8 protein-coding genes are annotated in these 17,390 nt (G+C 33.5%); 5 read left to right on the forward strand and 3 right to left on the reverse strand.

Translation table 11 applies throughout. From position 1 onward, the window contains the following. Window positions 1–177: 177 nt before the first annotated feature. The 3 genes from H510_RS0106300 to H510_RS0106310 form a co-directional block, all read right to left on the reverse strand. Window positions 178–1,068, reverse strand: a complete 891-nt coding sequence (locus H510_RS0106300) for an AraC family transcriptional regulator (RefSeq protein ID WP_026903545.1) — start codon at window positions 1,066–1,068, stop codon at window positions 178–180. Window positions 1,069–1,489: 421 nt separating this feature from the next. Next, window positions 1,490–5,260, reverse strand: a complete 3,771-nt coding sequence (locus H510_RS0106305) for a T9SS type A sorting domain-containing protein (RefSeq protein ID WP_162143058.1) — start codon at window positions 5,258–5,260, stop codon at window positions 1,490–1,492. Window positions 5,261–5,307: 47 nt separating this feature from the next. Next, on the reverse strand, window positions 5,308–7,278 hold the full coding sequence (locus H510_RS0106310; RefSeq protein ID WP_026903547.1) for a T9SS type A sorting domain-containing protein: 1,971 nt from the start codon (window positions 7,276–7,278) through the stop codon (window positions 5,308–5,310). Window positions 7,279–7,599: 321 nt separating this feature from the next. Here H510_RS0106310 and H510_RS0106315 point away from each other — a divergent pair, with 321 nt between their 5' ends. The 5 genes from H510_RS0106315 (at window position 7,600) to H510_RS0106335 (ending at window position 17,014) form a co-directional block, all read left to right on the forward strand. Further along, window positions 7,600–9,570 carry a glycoside hydrolase family 2 protein gene (locus H510_RS0106315; RefSeq protein WP_081659210.1) on the forward strand — a complete coding sequence of 657 codons (1,971 nt, stop codon included), beginning with the start codon at window positions 7,600–7,602 and terminating at the stop codon, window positions 9,568–9,570. 335 nt (window positions 9,571–9,905) lie between these two features. Further along, window positions 9,906–13,103 (forward strand): SusC/RagA family TonB-linked outer membrane protein, encoded by a 3,198-nt coding sequence (locus H510_RS0106320; RefSeq protein ID WP_026903549.1) that lies wholly within the window; start codon window positions 9,906–9,908, stop codon window positions 13,101–13,103. A 4-nt stretch (window positions 13,104–13,107) separates the two neighbouring features. Then, window positions 13,108–14,610 (forward strand): RagB/SusD family nutrient uptake outer membrane protein, encoded by a 1,503-nt coding sequence (locus H510_RS0106325; RefSeq protein ID WP_036692148.1) that lies wholly within the window; start codon window positions 13,108–13,110, stop codon window positions 14,608–14,610. A 12-nt stretch (window positions 14,611–14,622) separates the two neighbouring features. Beyond that, complete coding sequence (locus H510_RS0106330) at window positions 14,623–15,291, forward strand: fasciclin domain-containing protein (RefSeq protein WP_211226548.1); 669 nt, start codon at window positions 14,623–14,625, stop codon at window positions 15,289–15,291. A gap of 22 nt (window positions 15,292–15,313) precedes the next feature. Next, entirely contained in the window at window positions 15,314–17,014 is a 1,701-nt protein-coding gene (locus H510_RS0106335; protein WP_026903552.1) for a hypothetical protein, read from the forward strand. The last annotated feature ends 376 nt before the right edge of the window (window positions 17,015–17,390 follow it).

Raw genomic sequence — 17,390 nt, forward strand, 5'->3', positions numbered from 1 at the left:
GCAAATGGGGGCATCTTGCGGCAAAACCCGGCAAAATGGCCTTATAATATTGACTTTTGTTTTACAAACTGGCATCTTTTGTACAAACGAATACTGATAGCTTTAAAGAAGAAGTTGTTAAAAAGTGTTTTGATTTTTAATAACAGTAATACTCACCCTTCTAACTTAACACTCAAGTTAAGATTCTCTCTGTTGAGTTTTATAGTTTACCGGAGAAATACCCATTAGTTTTTTAAACATTCTTGAAAAATAAAATGGGTCTTGAAAACCTAGTTCCATACTAATTTCTTTGATATTTCGATCTGTAAAACATAAGTACTGACAAGATTTTTTAACTTTTAACAAATTGAAATATTGGTTGGGTGAAGTTCCTGTTTTAGCTCTAAATAATCTTGAAAAATGAGAAATAGAAAGACGATGTTGTTGAGAAAACTCTTCAATATTAAATCTTTTATCTAGGTTCTTTTTCATGAATGCTATAGATTTAGATACAATATCTATTTGATTGATAGAGTTTTGAATGTTCTCTAAATAAATAAAAGAAGAAATATATGATAATACTTTTAACTGGCAGATTTCAATTTCTCTTTCATTTACACAACTTTCTATCATTCCATAAATTTGGTTAAAAAGCTCAATACGCTCTTCTCTATAAGGCAAATCCATACTATTACTTTCTTGATATCTTTGATATAGGTGATTTGCATGTTCTCCATCAAAGTGAATCCAGTAAATAGACCAAGGCTCTTGAATGGAGCTGTAATATTGAAATGCGGTATGTTTAGGGATAATAATAAAGGTATTTTGTTGTAGATTGATGTGGCGATTGGGTAATTCTACAACTCCAGAACCTTTAACACAATATAATAAAGTGTAATGCTGGTCGCCAGTTCTACTTTGATAGTTGTGATGAGTAGCATTTGGATAATACCCTAAAGCTGTAACATACAAACCTTTAATTAAAAAATTATTGCTTACTATCCTTTTTGTATTGGATGGTAAAAAAAGCATTTTTTGTTCTGTAGCTTCTTCTTTAATGAAATTTTGAGTAATAGTTTTTTCCTCCATAAAATTTAATCTTTTTGATCTAAATCAAGATTTGAATAACTGCTACAAGTAATCTTGTGCTATAAGAATTTTTAGCTACAGGTGGATGATGTATAGCCATATCATCTGGGGAGGTAATCATAAAGTTTCTATAGATTTCTATGAAAACTTATAGATTGAAATGATACAGTTCGATGACATCATCATGATGTATTTTAATTATCTTTTAAGAATAGCGCTAAAATTAAATAGCAGTTTGTAATAATCTAGTTTATATCAGTTTGCTATAAGAACAAATAAAGTTGGGTATACCCTAATGAGAATTTTAAAAAAAGTGTAAAAGTTACATTTAAACTTTTTGAAACTCATTTTTTTAAATGAAAAAGGGGTAAATGCTATTTGCATCTACCCCTTTTTCATCATACTTTGAAATGAATCGAATTTATTTTTTGATGATTTTTACTTGTCTAATATGATTACTATTTGAAATTGTTAATAAGTAAATACCTGGTTCAAAACCATTACTCATATTTAAAGAATAGCCATTGTTTAAACTATCTGCACTTATGCTTTGGGCTAATAACTGTTTCCCTGTAATGGAGAAAATTCTTAAATTAACCATTCCAGAATCAAATTCATTACTTTGTATAGATAAAACATCTTGTACAGGATTAGGATAAATTCTTAACTCAGGCTTTTGTAAAGTAAAAGTAGCATACGTAATAGCCAGTTCTTTATAAGTTCCATCAACATCATACTGAACTAAACGGTAGTAATTAACACCATTTAATGGTTTTGAATCAAAAGCTATATAACTAGCAGCTTCATTTTTAGCAGCTATGGTTAATATATTATTGAAATCAATACCATTTTGGGAGCGTTGTACAACATAAACTTTATTGTTTGTTTCTGATAAAGTTTTCCAACCAAGTTTAATGCTGTTAGAAAGGCCCTCGGCAGTAAAACTTGCTAATGTTACTGGTAAAACATCTAGATTTTTATTTCCTAAAGCGAAGTAAATATTACTATTGCTTAAGGTCCAATCACTACTATTAGATGTGCTGATAACAGAGGATGCTGGAGCATTTACATTTAATCCCTGATAAGTACCATCTATAGTTGTAGCATTAGCAATAACATCAATATCATTGCCACCATCATCTGTACCATATAAAATGCTTACATTTTTGTAAGTTGCGTTTGGCCCGCTAGTAACTCTAGCCATCCATCTTCTTTTTGATGATAAACTGGTTACACCAGTTCCAACAGACCCTCCTTCTGCTGCAGTAATAGTTAGGCCTACAAAAGTTGCAGGAGCGCTTACCGCTTTCATATCTGTAAAAGTAATTCTTCTGTACTGTCCGCCAGAACCCACAGGAAAGTTTACAGCAGCAGTATTATCACTTCTAACCCTTAAGATAAGGGTACCACCCTCTATAAAACTAGTAGCGCTACCTGCTGCGGGTAAATTATTACAAGTAAGGGTATTACTAGGGCCAAGTTTGATAATCCCACGGGTAAATACTAGGGGAATACTAGCAGAAGTTAAAATAATATCATCATTCAAGATTAACCCAGCACTATTATCAATAGTTAAAGTATTGATAGTTTTAGAAGTAATGTTATTAGTACTGATGAATGCTGATGGAATTTCTGCACCTGCAATAGCTTGTACATTTCCTCTGTAGGTAATGTTAATATTAGCAGCGCCACCACGTTCCACCTGATTGCCTAAAAGTTTAGCAGGAGCGGTAATTTCTACTGCAATGGTTGTGATACCACTAAACTGGTTAAGCGTAAGTGTACTTTGATTGTTTAATTCGCCTGCTAATAATCTTAAAGCTCTAATAATACTAATAGGGGTGCTAAGTGTTGCACCTATAGGATTGTTTAAGGCCAAAGATTGTATATTTCCAAAACTTCCACTACCACTTATTTCTTGTAAGCTTGTACCATTTAAGGTTAATGAGTTTCCTGAGCTTGGGTTTTTAGAAAAATCTATAGTACCATTATTAACTAAATTTCCACCTACAGATACGGGTTTTCCAATATTATTACTTAAGCCAAAGCTATTTAACCTACCTTGAGCTCCAACGGTTAAATTACCTTTTACTTTGAGTTCTTGTGCCAAATCTGAAAATTGCAGGGTACCTTCAATACTCAACTTTGCTACACTAACTCCTCCAATACTTTCAACATTTTGGGTTACGGTATGGCCATTACTAATAGTCACTTCGTCGGTTTCTAAAGGGATATTTCCATTAGTCCAAGTATTAGCATCAAGCCAATTTCCGCTCGCAATAGATGTAATTTGTCTTGGTGGAGCGGGAATGCTTGAATTAACAGTTAGTAACAATTTAATTTCTCCGCTATTAAAATTAGCTGTTGCTGCTTGAGTAGCTGTAATTTCTGTGGTTCCAATACCTGTTATACTAACTTGATTACCGTTTATAATAGCAACATTGGTATTGCTGCTACTGTAGGTAAATGCTCCATCACTATTACTACTTGGGGCTGTAAGGTTAAATGCAGCATCATTATCTAATTTGGTGATATTTGGGAAGTTAGCTAAAATAGGATCTTGTTTAGTTGCTGGGCTTAGAATAATAGCATCAAAACCCAAATCATATTCTGTTGCAGCACTATTTTTATCTGTAACATTAAATCTGAAATTATAAGTTGCTGGATTAGTACCAAAAGTGAAATTACCTAAATCAACCAGCTCAAAAGAACCTGTTGGACTGTAACAATCAATTTCTGTATTTAAGGTTTGGCTACCAATACTTAATCTGAATTTACCATAAGTAGGTCCTTTTCTTACCATAGCTTTTACATTACATTCGCCAGTTTGGCTTACTCTTAAAGCATACTGTATCCAGTTATTGGTTGCATTTGCTTCTAGTTTAGAGAGGTAAGATCCGCTGGCATCGCCTAATAGAACATCTCCCTCTGTAGCAGTAGAACTTTTAGAAGTAGCCTGTGCTTCCGCCTCATAAACATTTAGATACTCACCAATAGTTTTAGACATGATAGACTTATAATAAGTGTAAGTGCCAGAGTAGGAGCCATTGGCTCTTCTGATACCAACACCCATACCCTCGCTCTCAGTAGCATTTCTATCTTCTGGTGTAATAGTAACACCTGTGCGTAATCCATTATCAAATATGGCCCAATGTACAATATATCTTACGCCAGCTTTTAAAGCCATCTCCGTGTTACGTTGCATAATCTCTCTGGTAACACGATCACTTGCAGCATTTGTTCCATTAATATAGCCTACAACATTTAGATATTCGTAAGTGCCAGTTTCACCTAAATAAAGGTTATTTCTCCCAAATAAAGTAGAAGTAGGGCATCTATCTTTAATGTATTTAATCAAATCATTAAAATCATCCACAGAAGATGGCGTATTCGATTTCCAATTGGAGAAAGAATATAAATCCATATTCAGATAAGGAACAACCCTATCTATCATGGTAGGCCAAGTATACGTTTGGCCTTTATTTACATGGTTAAATTCTGCTGCACCTAAAACAGTAACACCTTGTTTATTGGCTGCATTTCTAGCATCAGTTATAGCTTTTTGTCTAATTTGAAGCCATTTTATAAAGCCGTTAATTCTTGTGTTTTGCGTGGTTACAGATGGTAAGTTAGGCGATTCATTAACAAAGCCTAACATTCCATCACCTTCCCAATTAGAAAGGATAAAAGTTTTTCCTGTATTTTGATAAGTATTACACAGATAAGTAGTGAAATTGTAAATTTCATTATAAAGTTTTGATTCTTCCTCTGGACTAATACCATCCTGAAAATTTGTAACATTACCATTGTTGGTAAGTTCAAATGTGGTTAATACATAAGTTTTAAATTGAGTTCTGTTGAAAGCATCTTGAAAGTAAGAAGTTTGCGCTAAATCTGTTAATGTAAAAGTATTGGTGTTTAGGTTTGGCCAGTTATTACCCCAATATCTGGGATAGTTTATCGCTGTAGAACGTCCCATAAAAAGTTTAATCACTTTGCTACCCATAGCTTCAATTTCATCCACTCCTTCTTTCATAAAATCTTTACTAGGGTCAAAACGGTATTTACCATTCATGTGTGTAATACCAATAATTTCTGATAAGCTAGTATTAGGTGGGTAGGGAGACTGTCCATAACTTTTTATGGATACAAAAAGAAGAGAAAATAGAATACTATAAATTATTGTTTTCATATAATTATAATGTGATATCATATTATGAGCGGATAATGGTTTTCCTTCTAGTTTTTAATCACTTTAATTTTCTTAGAAATATCTTTAGCTTCCACGGTTAAAATGTAAATGCCTTTTTTGTATACATACCCCATATCTATGGCATAATCTGTTTTTAATTGCTCTTTAGCAAGCTGTTTAGACCACAAGCTCTTACCTGAGGTATCAAAAAGGTTTACTTGAATAAAATCATCTTGAAGATTTGGTATGGATAAGTTAAGCGTTTGGATAACTGGATTAGGATAATAAGAAACACTTATATCATGTAAGTTTGCCTCAGCACTAGCGTATTTTAGAATACTAGATGTACCGTTTTGATCAAATTGAACTAAACGGTAATAATTTGTTCCTGAAATTGGACTTCTATCATAATCTACATAATCGTATCCTGCATATTTTGCCTTTATTTCTAAAATATCCTGAAAACTAATACCATCTGTAGAACGCTGTACAGTAAATGTTTTATTCGCAATTTCCGATGCGGTTTTCCATGTTAATTTTATTTCTTTATTATGCGTGGCTACAGCATTAAAATAAAGTAAATCAACAGGCAAAGTGCCCGCTGTGCCTAATGTGAAATAGTTATCAGTGGTACTTAAATTCCAATCGTTACTATTGGTAGCTGTAATGATATTACTAGTAATACTTGTATTGGCTAAAGCTTCATAAGCACCTCCTAAAGTTGTAGAAGTGCCAATAGCGCTAACATTGCTACCTCCATCTGAATTACCAAAAGTAAAGTTTATACTTTTATAGATAGCATTGTAAACGGTGTTTGCTGGGCCGCTAGGTAATATTTTAACTAACCATCTTCTACTGCTAGTGATGCTACTTAAGCCAGACCCCGCTGTACCACCTGTAGGAGTTCCTAAGCTGATGCTTACAAAAGTTGCCGGGCTACCTACTGATTTCATATCGCCAAAAGTTACCTTTCTGTATTCGCCTCCAGAACCGATAGGGAAATTTACCGGAGCAGTATTATCACTTCTAACTCTGATAGCTACAGTACCACCTTGTATAAAACTAGTTGTGCTACCTGCCGCAGGGAGATTATTACAAGTAAGGGTTACACCGTTTCCAAGACTGATGATACCATTTGTGAAAGTAAGTGGTGTACCATTAGAGGTAAGAATAACATCGTAATTTAATAGCAACCCAGCGCTGTTGTTGATGGTAATGCCGTTTGCTGTTCTTGAAGTTAAATCATTAGTAGTCAAATAGGAACTAGGTATTTCTGAACCTGCAACTGCCTGTACGGAGCCTCTGTAAATGATATTAATGGCAGCTGTGCTGTTATTACCACGAGTAACCTGATTTCCGGTAAATGCAGCCGGAGCAGTAATATCTATAGTAGCTGATGTTAAGCTTGCTAAAGAATGGTTTATAGTTACCGTACTTTGATTGTTTAAAGTGCCCGATGTAAGTATTAATGAACGAGCTATAACAATAGGAGTATTAATAACAACACCATTACTATTGTTAAGTTCAATAATTTGAAAATAAGATCCAAAACTACCAGTACCACTTATACTTTGTTGAGTTGTACCATTTAAAGTAAGAGAAGGTGTAGCCGTATTGGTGAAATTTTTAGTAAAATCTGCTGTACCATCATTGATGAAATTTCCTCCCAGATATAACCTTTTAGCCACATTATTAGTTACCCCATAACTGTTATAAATACCAGTAGTACCTATGGTGAAATTACCTGTTACACGCATTTCCTGCGCATTGTCAGCAAAAATAATAGTACCATTAACAGTTAAACTTGCTATAGTTACACCACCTGTAGTACCATTATTTTGTGTTACGGTATGTCCTTGTGTAATGATAACATCATCGGCAGCGGTAGGTACTATGCCGTTTTCCCAAGTAGTAGTGGCTGTCCAGTTTCCGCTGGCAATAGAAACTCTTTGTGCAGCTTTTAAGCTGCTAGCAAGCAAAAGTATAGCTAGTAAAAAAGTTGAGTAAAGTTTTCTCATGTTTATTTTATTTATTGAATAATTGGTTACGACTATGGAAAATTTTGTCGACCTCTAAAATATTCACGAGAACGGTTTAAATAAATGGATTATAATAGCATAAGCATAGATTTTTTGGCTATATAACGTTTAAGATATTTTTTAATAGGTAAATACTATTATCTCAATCAAAACAGCTGGAAAAGAGAAAAATTTGTTTAGCATCTACTTTATGTAAAAGTTAAAAAGTCCATTTAAATGCAATTTCTGTCTATTGAAACTAGTATTTATTCATTTTAGATTTGGATGAACCACTGCTTATGAATTTTAAAAAAGTATAAAATGCTTAAAAAAATATTCGTGTTTATTCCTTTATTTTTAGGGATAATGATATCAAAATCACAAGTTATTGAGGATGTATCACTAAATGGAAAATGGCAGTTCGTTATTGATAAAACTACTAAAGGCAATCAACAAAATTATGCCTTAAAGTTTCCACAAACTGCTAAAGATGTGATGGTTCCTCATACTTGGAATATTGAAGATGAACATCAGAACTATTATGGTAAAGCGTGGTATAAAAAAGACTTTGAAGCGCCACAGGAATGGAAAAATAGTGTGGTCATGTTACATTTTGGAGCTGTTTATCATGATGCTATAGTTTATCTAAATGGAAAAAAAATAGGAGAACATTTACAATCCGGGTATACTCCATTTTCTTTTGAAATCAGTAAATATTTAAATTATGGTACATCAAACCAGCTTGTGGTTTGTGTAGATAATAGTTTTTCAGAAAACATGCTGCCTTTTGCAAAATCTTTTGACTGGGCGGCAGATGGTGGGATAACCAGAAATGTAAAATTACATATCAGTTCAAAACCATCTATTAAATATTTGCATGTAACACCTCAATTAAACCTTAGGGATAGTTCAGCATCAGCTTTTATCAATATCAATTTAAATGAGCATGAAATTAACAAGCTGGCAATAAAAGTAATTTGTATAGAAAGGAAAACGGGTAAAGTGATGTTTAGTGAAGAAAAGGAGCTGAGTAAAGCAGCCAGAGGTTTCTCTTGGAGAGTTAAATTTGATAAAGTTATACCATGGCATTTTGACAACCCAGCTTTGTATGATTTAAAAGTAACAACCCTAAGAAATGGTAAATCATCAGACATCAAGGAAGTACATTTTGGTTTTAGACAAATTGATATAAAACAAGGTAATTGGTACTTAAATGGTGAGCTGGTGAGGTTACCTGGTATAGAATATATGCCGGGGAGTAATCCCGCTTATGGGATAGCAGAGCCTCTTAAGTTTATAGATTCTGTTGCCAGAAAGTTGAAAGACTTGAATATTGTGATTACACGTTTTCACTGGCAGCAAGACGAAGCATTTCTAAATAAGATGGATGAACTTGGAATTTTAGTTCAGGAAGAGCTCCCTTGGTGGCAAAAACCTCAAAAGTTAAGCCCACAACTTTTGCAGGTAGCAAAATCTCAGCTTAGTGAAATGATTAATGCTCATTACAATCATCCTTCAATTTTTGCTTGGGGATTAAATAATGAAGTGGCCTCAACTTTAGAAGACAATAGCGCACTTAAAACCTTTGCCCAACAATTAGATACTTCGAGGCTATTCACTGTGATTAGTGATAGGCTGGATAAAAGATTAGCTACTGATCCATCTTTACATGGTGATTTACCCACATGGAATGAATATGTTGGTACTTGGAATGGTAAAGATAGAACTGATTTACCAAACAGATTCGATAAAATTAATCCAATTGTTAAAGATAAAGGTTTGTTGATTACAGAATACGGTTTATGCGAACCAGCATTTGCTGGAGGAGATTTAAGACGGATAGATGATATGTTGTACCATACCAAATTGTACCGCGAAAATCCTTACATACTAGGGTTTATTTACTTCTGTTTAAATGATTACCGTACGCAGATGGGAGAAGAGGGGTTAGGAAAGTATAAAATTAGACGTCATGGATTAACCAATGTTTATCTTCAGCCTAAACCTTCTTATCAGGTATTTAAGCAACTTTGTAGTCCGATAGATATTATTAAGGTCTCTAAAAAAGATGAAAATCATGCAATAGTAGAATTAGAAGTAAAGCATTCTATACCATCTTACACCTTACGTAATTATTGTTTAAAGTATCTGGATGTAAACGGGGAGACGAAAGAATTTATACTCAAAGAACTCAAACCTGGCGAGAAAATTACTATCACATTAACAAACATAAATAGCCAGTATGCTTTTGAAATTCTTAGACCAGATGGCTTTTTAGTAATCAAATATTAATACATAAAGGCACTTTGTTTTTTTAAGTTACCTGATCAACATGCACATTTCTACCTCATAGTACTTATAAAAAAAAGTCAAAAAGTCTATGGTTTTGCAATTTCTATCCATTCTTAACAGCAGGAAGTCCCAATAAATTTGAAAATAAGAAAATGGTATTCTGAATGATGTGCAATCATCAGAATTGCAAGAGCTATTTAGGTGTAAAATTGGTTCTTGTTTTTTTCAACAAACCTGAACCAATAAGTTTTAAAACCAAACACAATAGCTAAAGATTTAGCCAATCTTTAGTAGCTCATGTTTAGCTAAGCTTACCAAAAGACCAAATTATAAGTATGAATTATTTTTATTTAAAAAAATCAGGAAAACTACTCTTACTGCTTTTAATGGTTTATTTACCTAGTCAGCTATTGGCCCAAAGTAAACAAACAACTACAGGTATAGAAGTGAGTGGAACAGTAAAAGACGAAAATGGAGAAGCTTTGATAGGAACTGTAGTTGCTATTAAAGGTAGTACAACGGCTACTACTACAGATGCAAATGGTAACTATAAGATAAAAGTTCCTAATGCTAAAACTGTACTTTCTTATTATATGCTTGGTTTTCAGCGTATAGAAATTATGGTAGAAAATAAAAGTAAAATAGATGTTGTTTTACGCGAGTTAACTACTGCTCTTAATGAAGTTGTGGTAGTGGGCTATGGCTCTACCAATAGGAGAGATTTATCAGGGGCAGTTGTTTCAGTACAGGCAGAAGATATTGAGCGAAGAATGCCAACCAATTTAGCAGAAGCTTTACAAGGACAGGTTGCCGGAGTACAAATATCAACAGGGTCCGGACAGCCAGGAGAAGGGGCTTCTATTGTTATACGTGGTGCCTCTACCTTTAATGATGGTGGTATTGGACCATTATATGTAATAGATGGTGTACAACAGACCAATGCAGATGCTATCAATCCTAACGATATAGAATCTATAGACATATTAAAAGATGCGGCTTCGGCGGCTATCTATGGTGCTCGTTCTGCTAATGGTGTTATCATCATTACCACAAAACAAGGAAATAAAAAAGCACCAACCCTAGATGTTAGGTACCTGCACTCTATGAATAATCTGGCTAATAGTTTACCTCAACTTAACTCTGCACAATATAGAACCTTGCAAAAGAAACAAATGGAATATATTAATGGTGAGGGTAGAAATTTGGTGCCAGCTGCTGTAGTACAAGGTTTAGTGGCTCAAATGGCTGATAGTTTAAACTTTATTTTAAATAGCGATAATGATTACCAAGATGCAGTATTCGGGACAGCTAATAAAAACCAAATTGATGTGAATTTTGGCGGAGCAACAGATAATCTAAAGTATTTCTTATCCACTGGTTATCTAAAAGAAAATGGTATTATGGAGAATACCTCATTTGACCGTATTACCACCAGATTAAATGCTGATTATAATGCGACCAAGAAGTTAAACTTCTCTACCAGAATTAACTTTTCTTATGCTAAGAAAAAAGGCGCTGATGAGTCTAACTACCTCAATACCATGTTGGCCAGAAAGCCCAATTTATCTTTTTATTATCCTGATAACACCTTAATAGGTGTATTATGGGGTGGTAATCCTTTGGCCTTACCTGCAGAAACTAATTTTACCGATAGTTATGGAGGTACTTTTTATCAATTAGGAGAGTTTAAAATATCTCCTCACTTAAAAATTACCAGTAGTTTAAATGCTAACTTATCATTGGCTAAGTATAAGTTCATGCGTCCTAGTTTCTTATTTAGTGGCGGGCTTACTAATAGTGGTTCTTCTGTAGGTACCTTAAACTGGAACTGGATGAATGAAAACTATTTGAATTACAGCAGAACTTTTAATAAAGTACATACCATTACAGGGCTTGCAGGTGTTAGTGCTCAAGGTTGGAGAACAGAGTCTGATAGATTTAGCGGACGTAATTCTGCTACAGATGCTATTTATACGATGAATGCCTTCTCGGCTAACTTCAATTTAGCTGCTACCAGAACAGAAGAATCAGTACATACTATGGCATCTGCATTTACAAGAATTGGTTATAACTATAAATCAAAGTATATTTTTAATGCTACCGTACGTGTTGATGGTTCTTCAAGATTTGCCTCAAATAAAAAATACGGTTATTTCCCTTCTGCATCTGCTGCATGGAGATTCTCTGACGAGTCTTTTATGAAGTTTGCTAAAGGTGTTTTAAATGATGCTAAATTGAGAGTAAGTTATGGGGTTACCGGAAACGAAAGTATAGGTAATTACGATGCTATATTATCTTACAGCGTTGGAGGTATTTATGATGATGTATCTGGTATAACGGCTTCACGTATAGCAGTTAATAATTTAGGATGGGAGCAAACTACACAATCAAATATTGCTCTTGATTTAAGTTTTTACAAAAACAGATTTAACGTAACGGTAGACTATTATAACAAACAAACTGATGATTTACTCGCTAATTTTGAAATACCTAAAGAATGGGGATTTGATGTCGTAAGAAGAAATATTGGCTCTATTTCTAATAAAGGTATAGAGATAGATGTTAGAGGCGATATCATCAAGAAAAAAACATTTAGTTGGAATTTAGGACTTAACCTAACCAGAAATAATAACCAGATTGTATCTGTTGCTAATGGTCAGCCTTATTTATTCCAAAATGTTTGGTGGATTTCACAAGGTGGGCGTATTGGTGATTTCTTTGGCTATGAACAATTAAATATCTTCCCATACGACCAATCTAATGCTTTTTCTAATGATTGGCAGCAACTAACCCCAGTTTTCCAAACAGATGCTAACGGGCAAATGATAAAGGATGCAGCCGGAAAATACATATTAGATAGTTATACTTTAAATGGTGCCCCATATACAGGCAGTATAAATCAAAAAACTTTTACTGATGGTACTTCTTTTAGAGGCGGTGATGTAAACTGGTACGATAACCCTAATGATGTTAACGGTAGAGGAATTATTAATGATAGTGACAGGAAAGTATTAGGTAATGCACAGCCAGATTTTGTGGGCGGTATTAACACTACTTTTAACTATAAGAGATTTGGATTATTTATAGGAAGCTATTTTTCTGTAGGTGGTCAAATTTATAATCAGGCAAGATACACGCTTAACCAAATGAGCATGCCTTTCTTCTCTACAGTTCCAAGTATGGATTTTGCCAATAATTTTTGGATAAGACAAGGGGACGATACTAAATATCCAAGACCCTATGCAGACCAATATCAGAATGATCGTAATGTGAATTCTATTTATTTAGAAGATGCTTCATTTCTTAAAATCAGAAACATAAGATTAAGCTATTCATTACCTCCCAAAGTAACTACTAAACTTAAAATTAAGTCTTTGGGCATGTATGGATATGTAAATAATGCTTTCACTTTTACCAATTATTCTGGTTACGATCCTGAGTTTTCAAACTTTAGCGCACTAGCATTAGGTATGGATACCAATAGATATCCGCGTAAGCGTGAGTTTGGATTAGGCTTTAACTTAAATTTTTAATCACATGAATTATCAATATAAAATTTGCAAAACAAATCTTGTTGTATTTAAGGTTGTTGCAGTTGTTTTAATATTAACCATTTCTTCTTGTAATAAATTTTTAGAGCCAGAACCGATAAGTGAGGTTACGGCAGAAAATATGTGGCAAAACCAAAGAGATGTAAAAGCCGGAGTTGGAGAAATTTATTCCTCTTTTAGAGATGCATTGCGTTTAAACTTCTTTGATTGGGGCGAGTTACGCTCAGATAATTATGTATTAACAACAGAAGCTGCTAGTGATAGGGGTAGGCTAATCTCTAATCAATTAACAACTGATATGGGTTGTACCAATTGGGCTGGTTTATATAAAGTTATCAATAATGCAAATTTTGCTATCAAAAATATTCCAAATGCAAACTTGCCAAATACGATAGAAAAAAACGATTTCCTTGCACAAGCTTATGCCATGAGAGCTTTATGCTATTTCTATGCTGTACGTGTTTGGGGTGCTGTACCTGTTTACCTAGAGCCTATTGATAATTTAGATAAAGGTCAATTTAAAGAGAGAACTGCTAAAGAAGAAGTTTTACGTGATGTTATTATGCCCGACTTAAAAAAAGCAGAAGAGTTAATAGATCCTGCCAATGTAGAGCGTAAGCGAATTTCTAGATTTGGAATTTTGGCGATTCAAGCTGATGTTTCTATGTGGATGGAAGATTACGAAGCAGCAGATAGAACTATAGACAAAGTTAGGTCTATTTTAGGTGCAACTAGTCAGCCTTTTACCAGATTTGAACCTAGTATGGAAGTCTTAAAAAATACTTTCGTAACAGATTTGAATAATAAAACAGGTGATTTGGGCGATCGTTTGAGAGATGAGTATGGCGCAGGTAATGAACTGCTATTTGTGATACATTTTGATTTAAAAGAATTAAATAACGTTGCACAGTACAGCATTATTCATAATTTGTTTCTGTCTGGGGTAATCTTATCACCAAAACTTACCAATATTTTTACAGCTGCAGCAAATACTAGTCCGCGTGATAATAGATTTGATAATTATCTACAAGCTTCAATAGCACCTGGGACATTTAAAGTAAATAAGTATGTAAGAAATGGCGGTACCATTAGCTTTAATGCTTTTCCAGAATGTGAAGTAGCTTATCCAGTATATCGCTATACAGACCTTGTCTTAATGCAAGCAGAAGCAAAAGCACATTTAGATCAATTTGCTGATGCCCTTAATTTGGTTGCAACTACAGTAAGAAGAAGAGCAGGTATAGAAGCTAGTACAAGAACCCAAGCTTCTTTTACTTCAAGAGATGAATTGGTTGATTATATTTTAGATGAACGCCAGAAGGAGCTCCTTGGAGAAGGTAAAAGATGGTTTGATTTGGTTAGGAATAAGCGTGTAGTTAAAGTTATGGGCCCGATAAACGGTATCAGTAACGAGTCGCAAGCGTTATTCCCAATTAGTTATATACACATCAATCAGAACCCAAATATTAAACAAAATCCTGGCTATTAAATCTGAAAGAATATGAATAAGATAATTGATTTACACTTTAATATGCGCTCCAAAATATTTAGCATATTGATGTTTTGCCTATTAACAATAGGGACATCTTGCCTTCAGAAAGATTATGACTATGAAGGAGAACCTTTAAATCCTAATATCAATATGACTGCCTGGGAGTTTATGCAAAGCAGACCAGATATATTTTCAAGAATGATAGAAGCTGTTGAGTATGCAGAAATGCGTGACTTTTATACTCAAACTGATAGAAAGTACACCTATTTATTTTTAAATAACACTGCAATGGAAAATTTTCTGGCTAAATATGGTGCCGGAGACTTTATAGGTGTTGATGTTGAAAAAGTAAGAAAATTACTCCTTTACCATATTATGGTAGGCGAGTATCATGCTTACAATAAAAAATTACCTATAGAACCTATTTATGTGAAAACTTTATTAGAAGGTGAAGATGGGCTTTTAACCATTATGGTAGAAAAATCTGCTCAGGCAACGGCAGTTTTTCAAGATCAAATTGTTAATGGTAATGTTATCATCAACCAATCTAATAGTAATTATGCTAGTCAAAGAATAAACTCAGTAACTACAAATATTCTAGCTAATAATGGTCCTATCCATGTTTACAGAAACTATGCGTTTTTTAAAAGAAATGCATCTTACGTAACAGCTTATTAATCATTTAAATAAATATAAAGTGATGAAAACAATAAAATATTTGGCTTATATGCTTGTACTTATCATACTAAGCATTACCGCTTGTAAAAAAGAAAGTACAATTGATATTGGAGATACAGAACCACCAGTTATAGAGCTGATGATAGAGGAATTAAAACCCGACTTAAATGTGGCAGATAATATTCCTTTAATTGGTGTAGTGTTTTCGGATTTAGGATTAAAATCTATAGATCTTAAAATAATAAAGATGGATGATTCTATTGAGGACTATAAAAAGATCAATACTTTTTATGATGATAAACAATACTCTATAAAAGAATTACCCTTATGGCAAGAAGATTTTAAATTTTTTCAGATTATAGCTACTGATATCGCAGATAGAGTTACAGAAATTAAGGTGCCAATATCTACTATTAGATACAAAGCTCCACCAGCTATAACGTTTGAACTTGCTGAAATTGCTTTTGATGAAAATAATCCTAATGCAGTTTTGCCAACTACTAAGTTTACTGTAAGAGGGGCGGCAAGACTTAATAGGGTGGAAGTAAAGCTTTATAATAATAAATCAGCAACACCTATAACCAATGTTCCTTTAGCAACACCTTTACCAGTAAATCAAGATTCTACTTACATTTTTGAACAAAATATTGTTTATAAAGACGGAGATATTGCTTTACAAGTTACTGCAATTGATGAGTACAATAAGTTAAGGATAGAAACGCTACCTATTAAGTACGTTGCTGTGCCCCCACCAGTTATTACTATCCTCGGACCTCCCGAGTTTGATGCTAACATTGGTGAAACTGTAAATCTTAGACTAAATATTACTTCTGCAAGTGGTGTTTCAAATGTGAAAATCAGTAAAATGAAACAAAACACCGAAATAGAAGCTCTACCTCTTTTGGTTTATAATAATTTACCAAGTGTAGATGTAAATAACCCGGTTACTTTAGGTGATAACGTAAGCGCTATAAGAGTATTAGTAACAGACAGATTAAATAGAACCAGTACTGTTGATATTCCTACTAACGTTGGTTTTGAAGTGCGTACTTTTACTCTGGGTAGTGATTTTTATAATAGAGGAATAATTGAAGAGCCTAATATTTTACCATTTTATTCTATTGGCTTAAATAAAGCTATGACTATAGGAGAAGCTTTCTCTCAGATTAAGAATATAGATATGTATGTATTATGGTTCACCGGAACGCCGGCTTATACAGGTGATACAGGATTCCGCTTAATGGGGCCTAAAAATACGGTTTCTTTGGCTGCTAATGAATCTTATTATGTGGGTGGAACTTACACATGGAATAATACATCCTATACATTCCCTTCTATGGTTCCTGCTAGTAATTGGCCTAATCGCAATCAAACAACGATGTTAAAGATTGGTCCTTCTACTAACCAAGCAACTGTTGCTCCATTTAATACAGATAATGTTACCATTGCAGATTTAAAAGCATACAATGCTAATCTTATTACTGGAGACAGGATGCCGTTTTTGTTAGAAGGTGACAACTGCTTATTAAGATTAGATCCTGCATCTGCTGGTGTAAGTGCTATAGGCTCTACTACGGGCGTAACACAAAAAATATGTATTTTAAAAGTTGAAAAAATTCAACGCGAAACACGTCCTGTTACAACCTTTACAAACCCTTGGCCAACTTCACCATTTATAGGTAAAATAGCACAGGTAACATTTAAATTGAAAATACCGAAATAAGTATTATTACAATAATACATTCAGTCTAATCAACTTTGAGTTTATACTCTTCATAAACTCGAAGTTGATTTTTTCTTTAAAAAGCATTTATTCAAAATAGATAAGTGACTAATCAAATATCACTTTAATGCCGTTTGTTAATTGTACTATTTTTCTACTTCTGTTATTGGATATAAATATTAATTTCTTTTTTTGTTAAGAGATAAATGTGTTATTTTTAATTTCCTTATTAAAAAAAACCAATTAATATTTAAAATTATTTTTCTTACATCATTTAAAGCATACAGAAGATTATTAATAAATCAGTTAATTTTAAAAGAACATCACACGGTGGGTAATTAGACAATAAATGTACTGTAGACGTTTATTTGTGTTT

It is taken from the genome of Pedobacter glucosidilyticus DSM 23534 (assembly GCF_000425145.1).
GTDB lineage: Bacteria > Bacteroidota > Bacteroidia > Sphingobacteriales > Sphingobacteriaceae > Pseudopedobacter > Pseudopedobacter glucosidilyticus.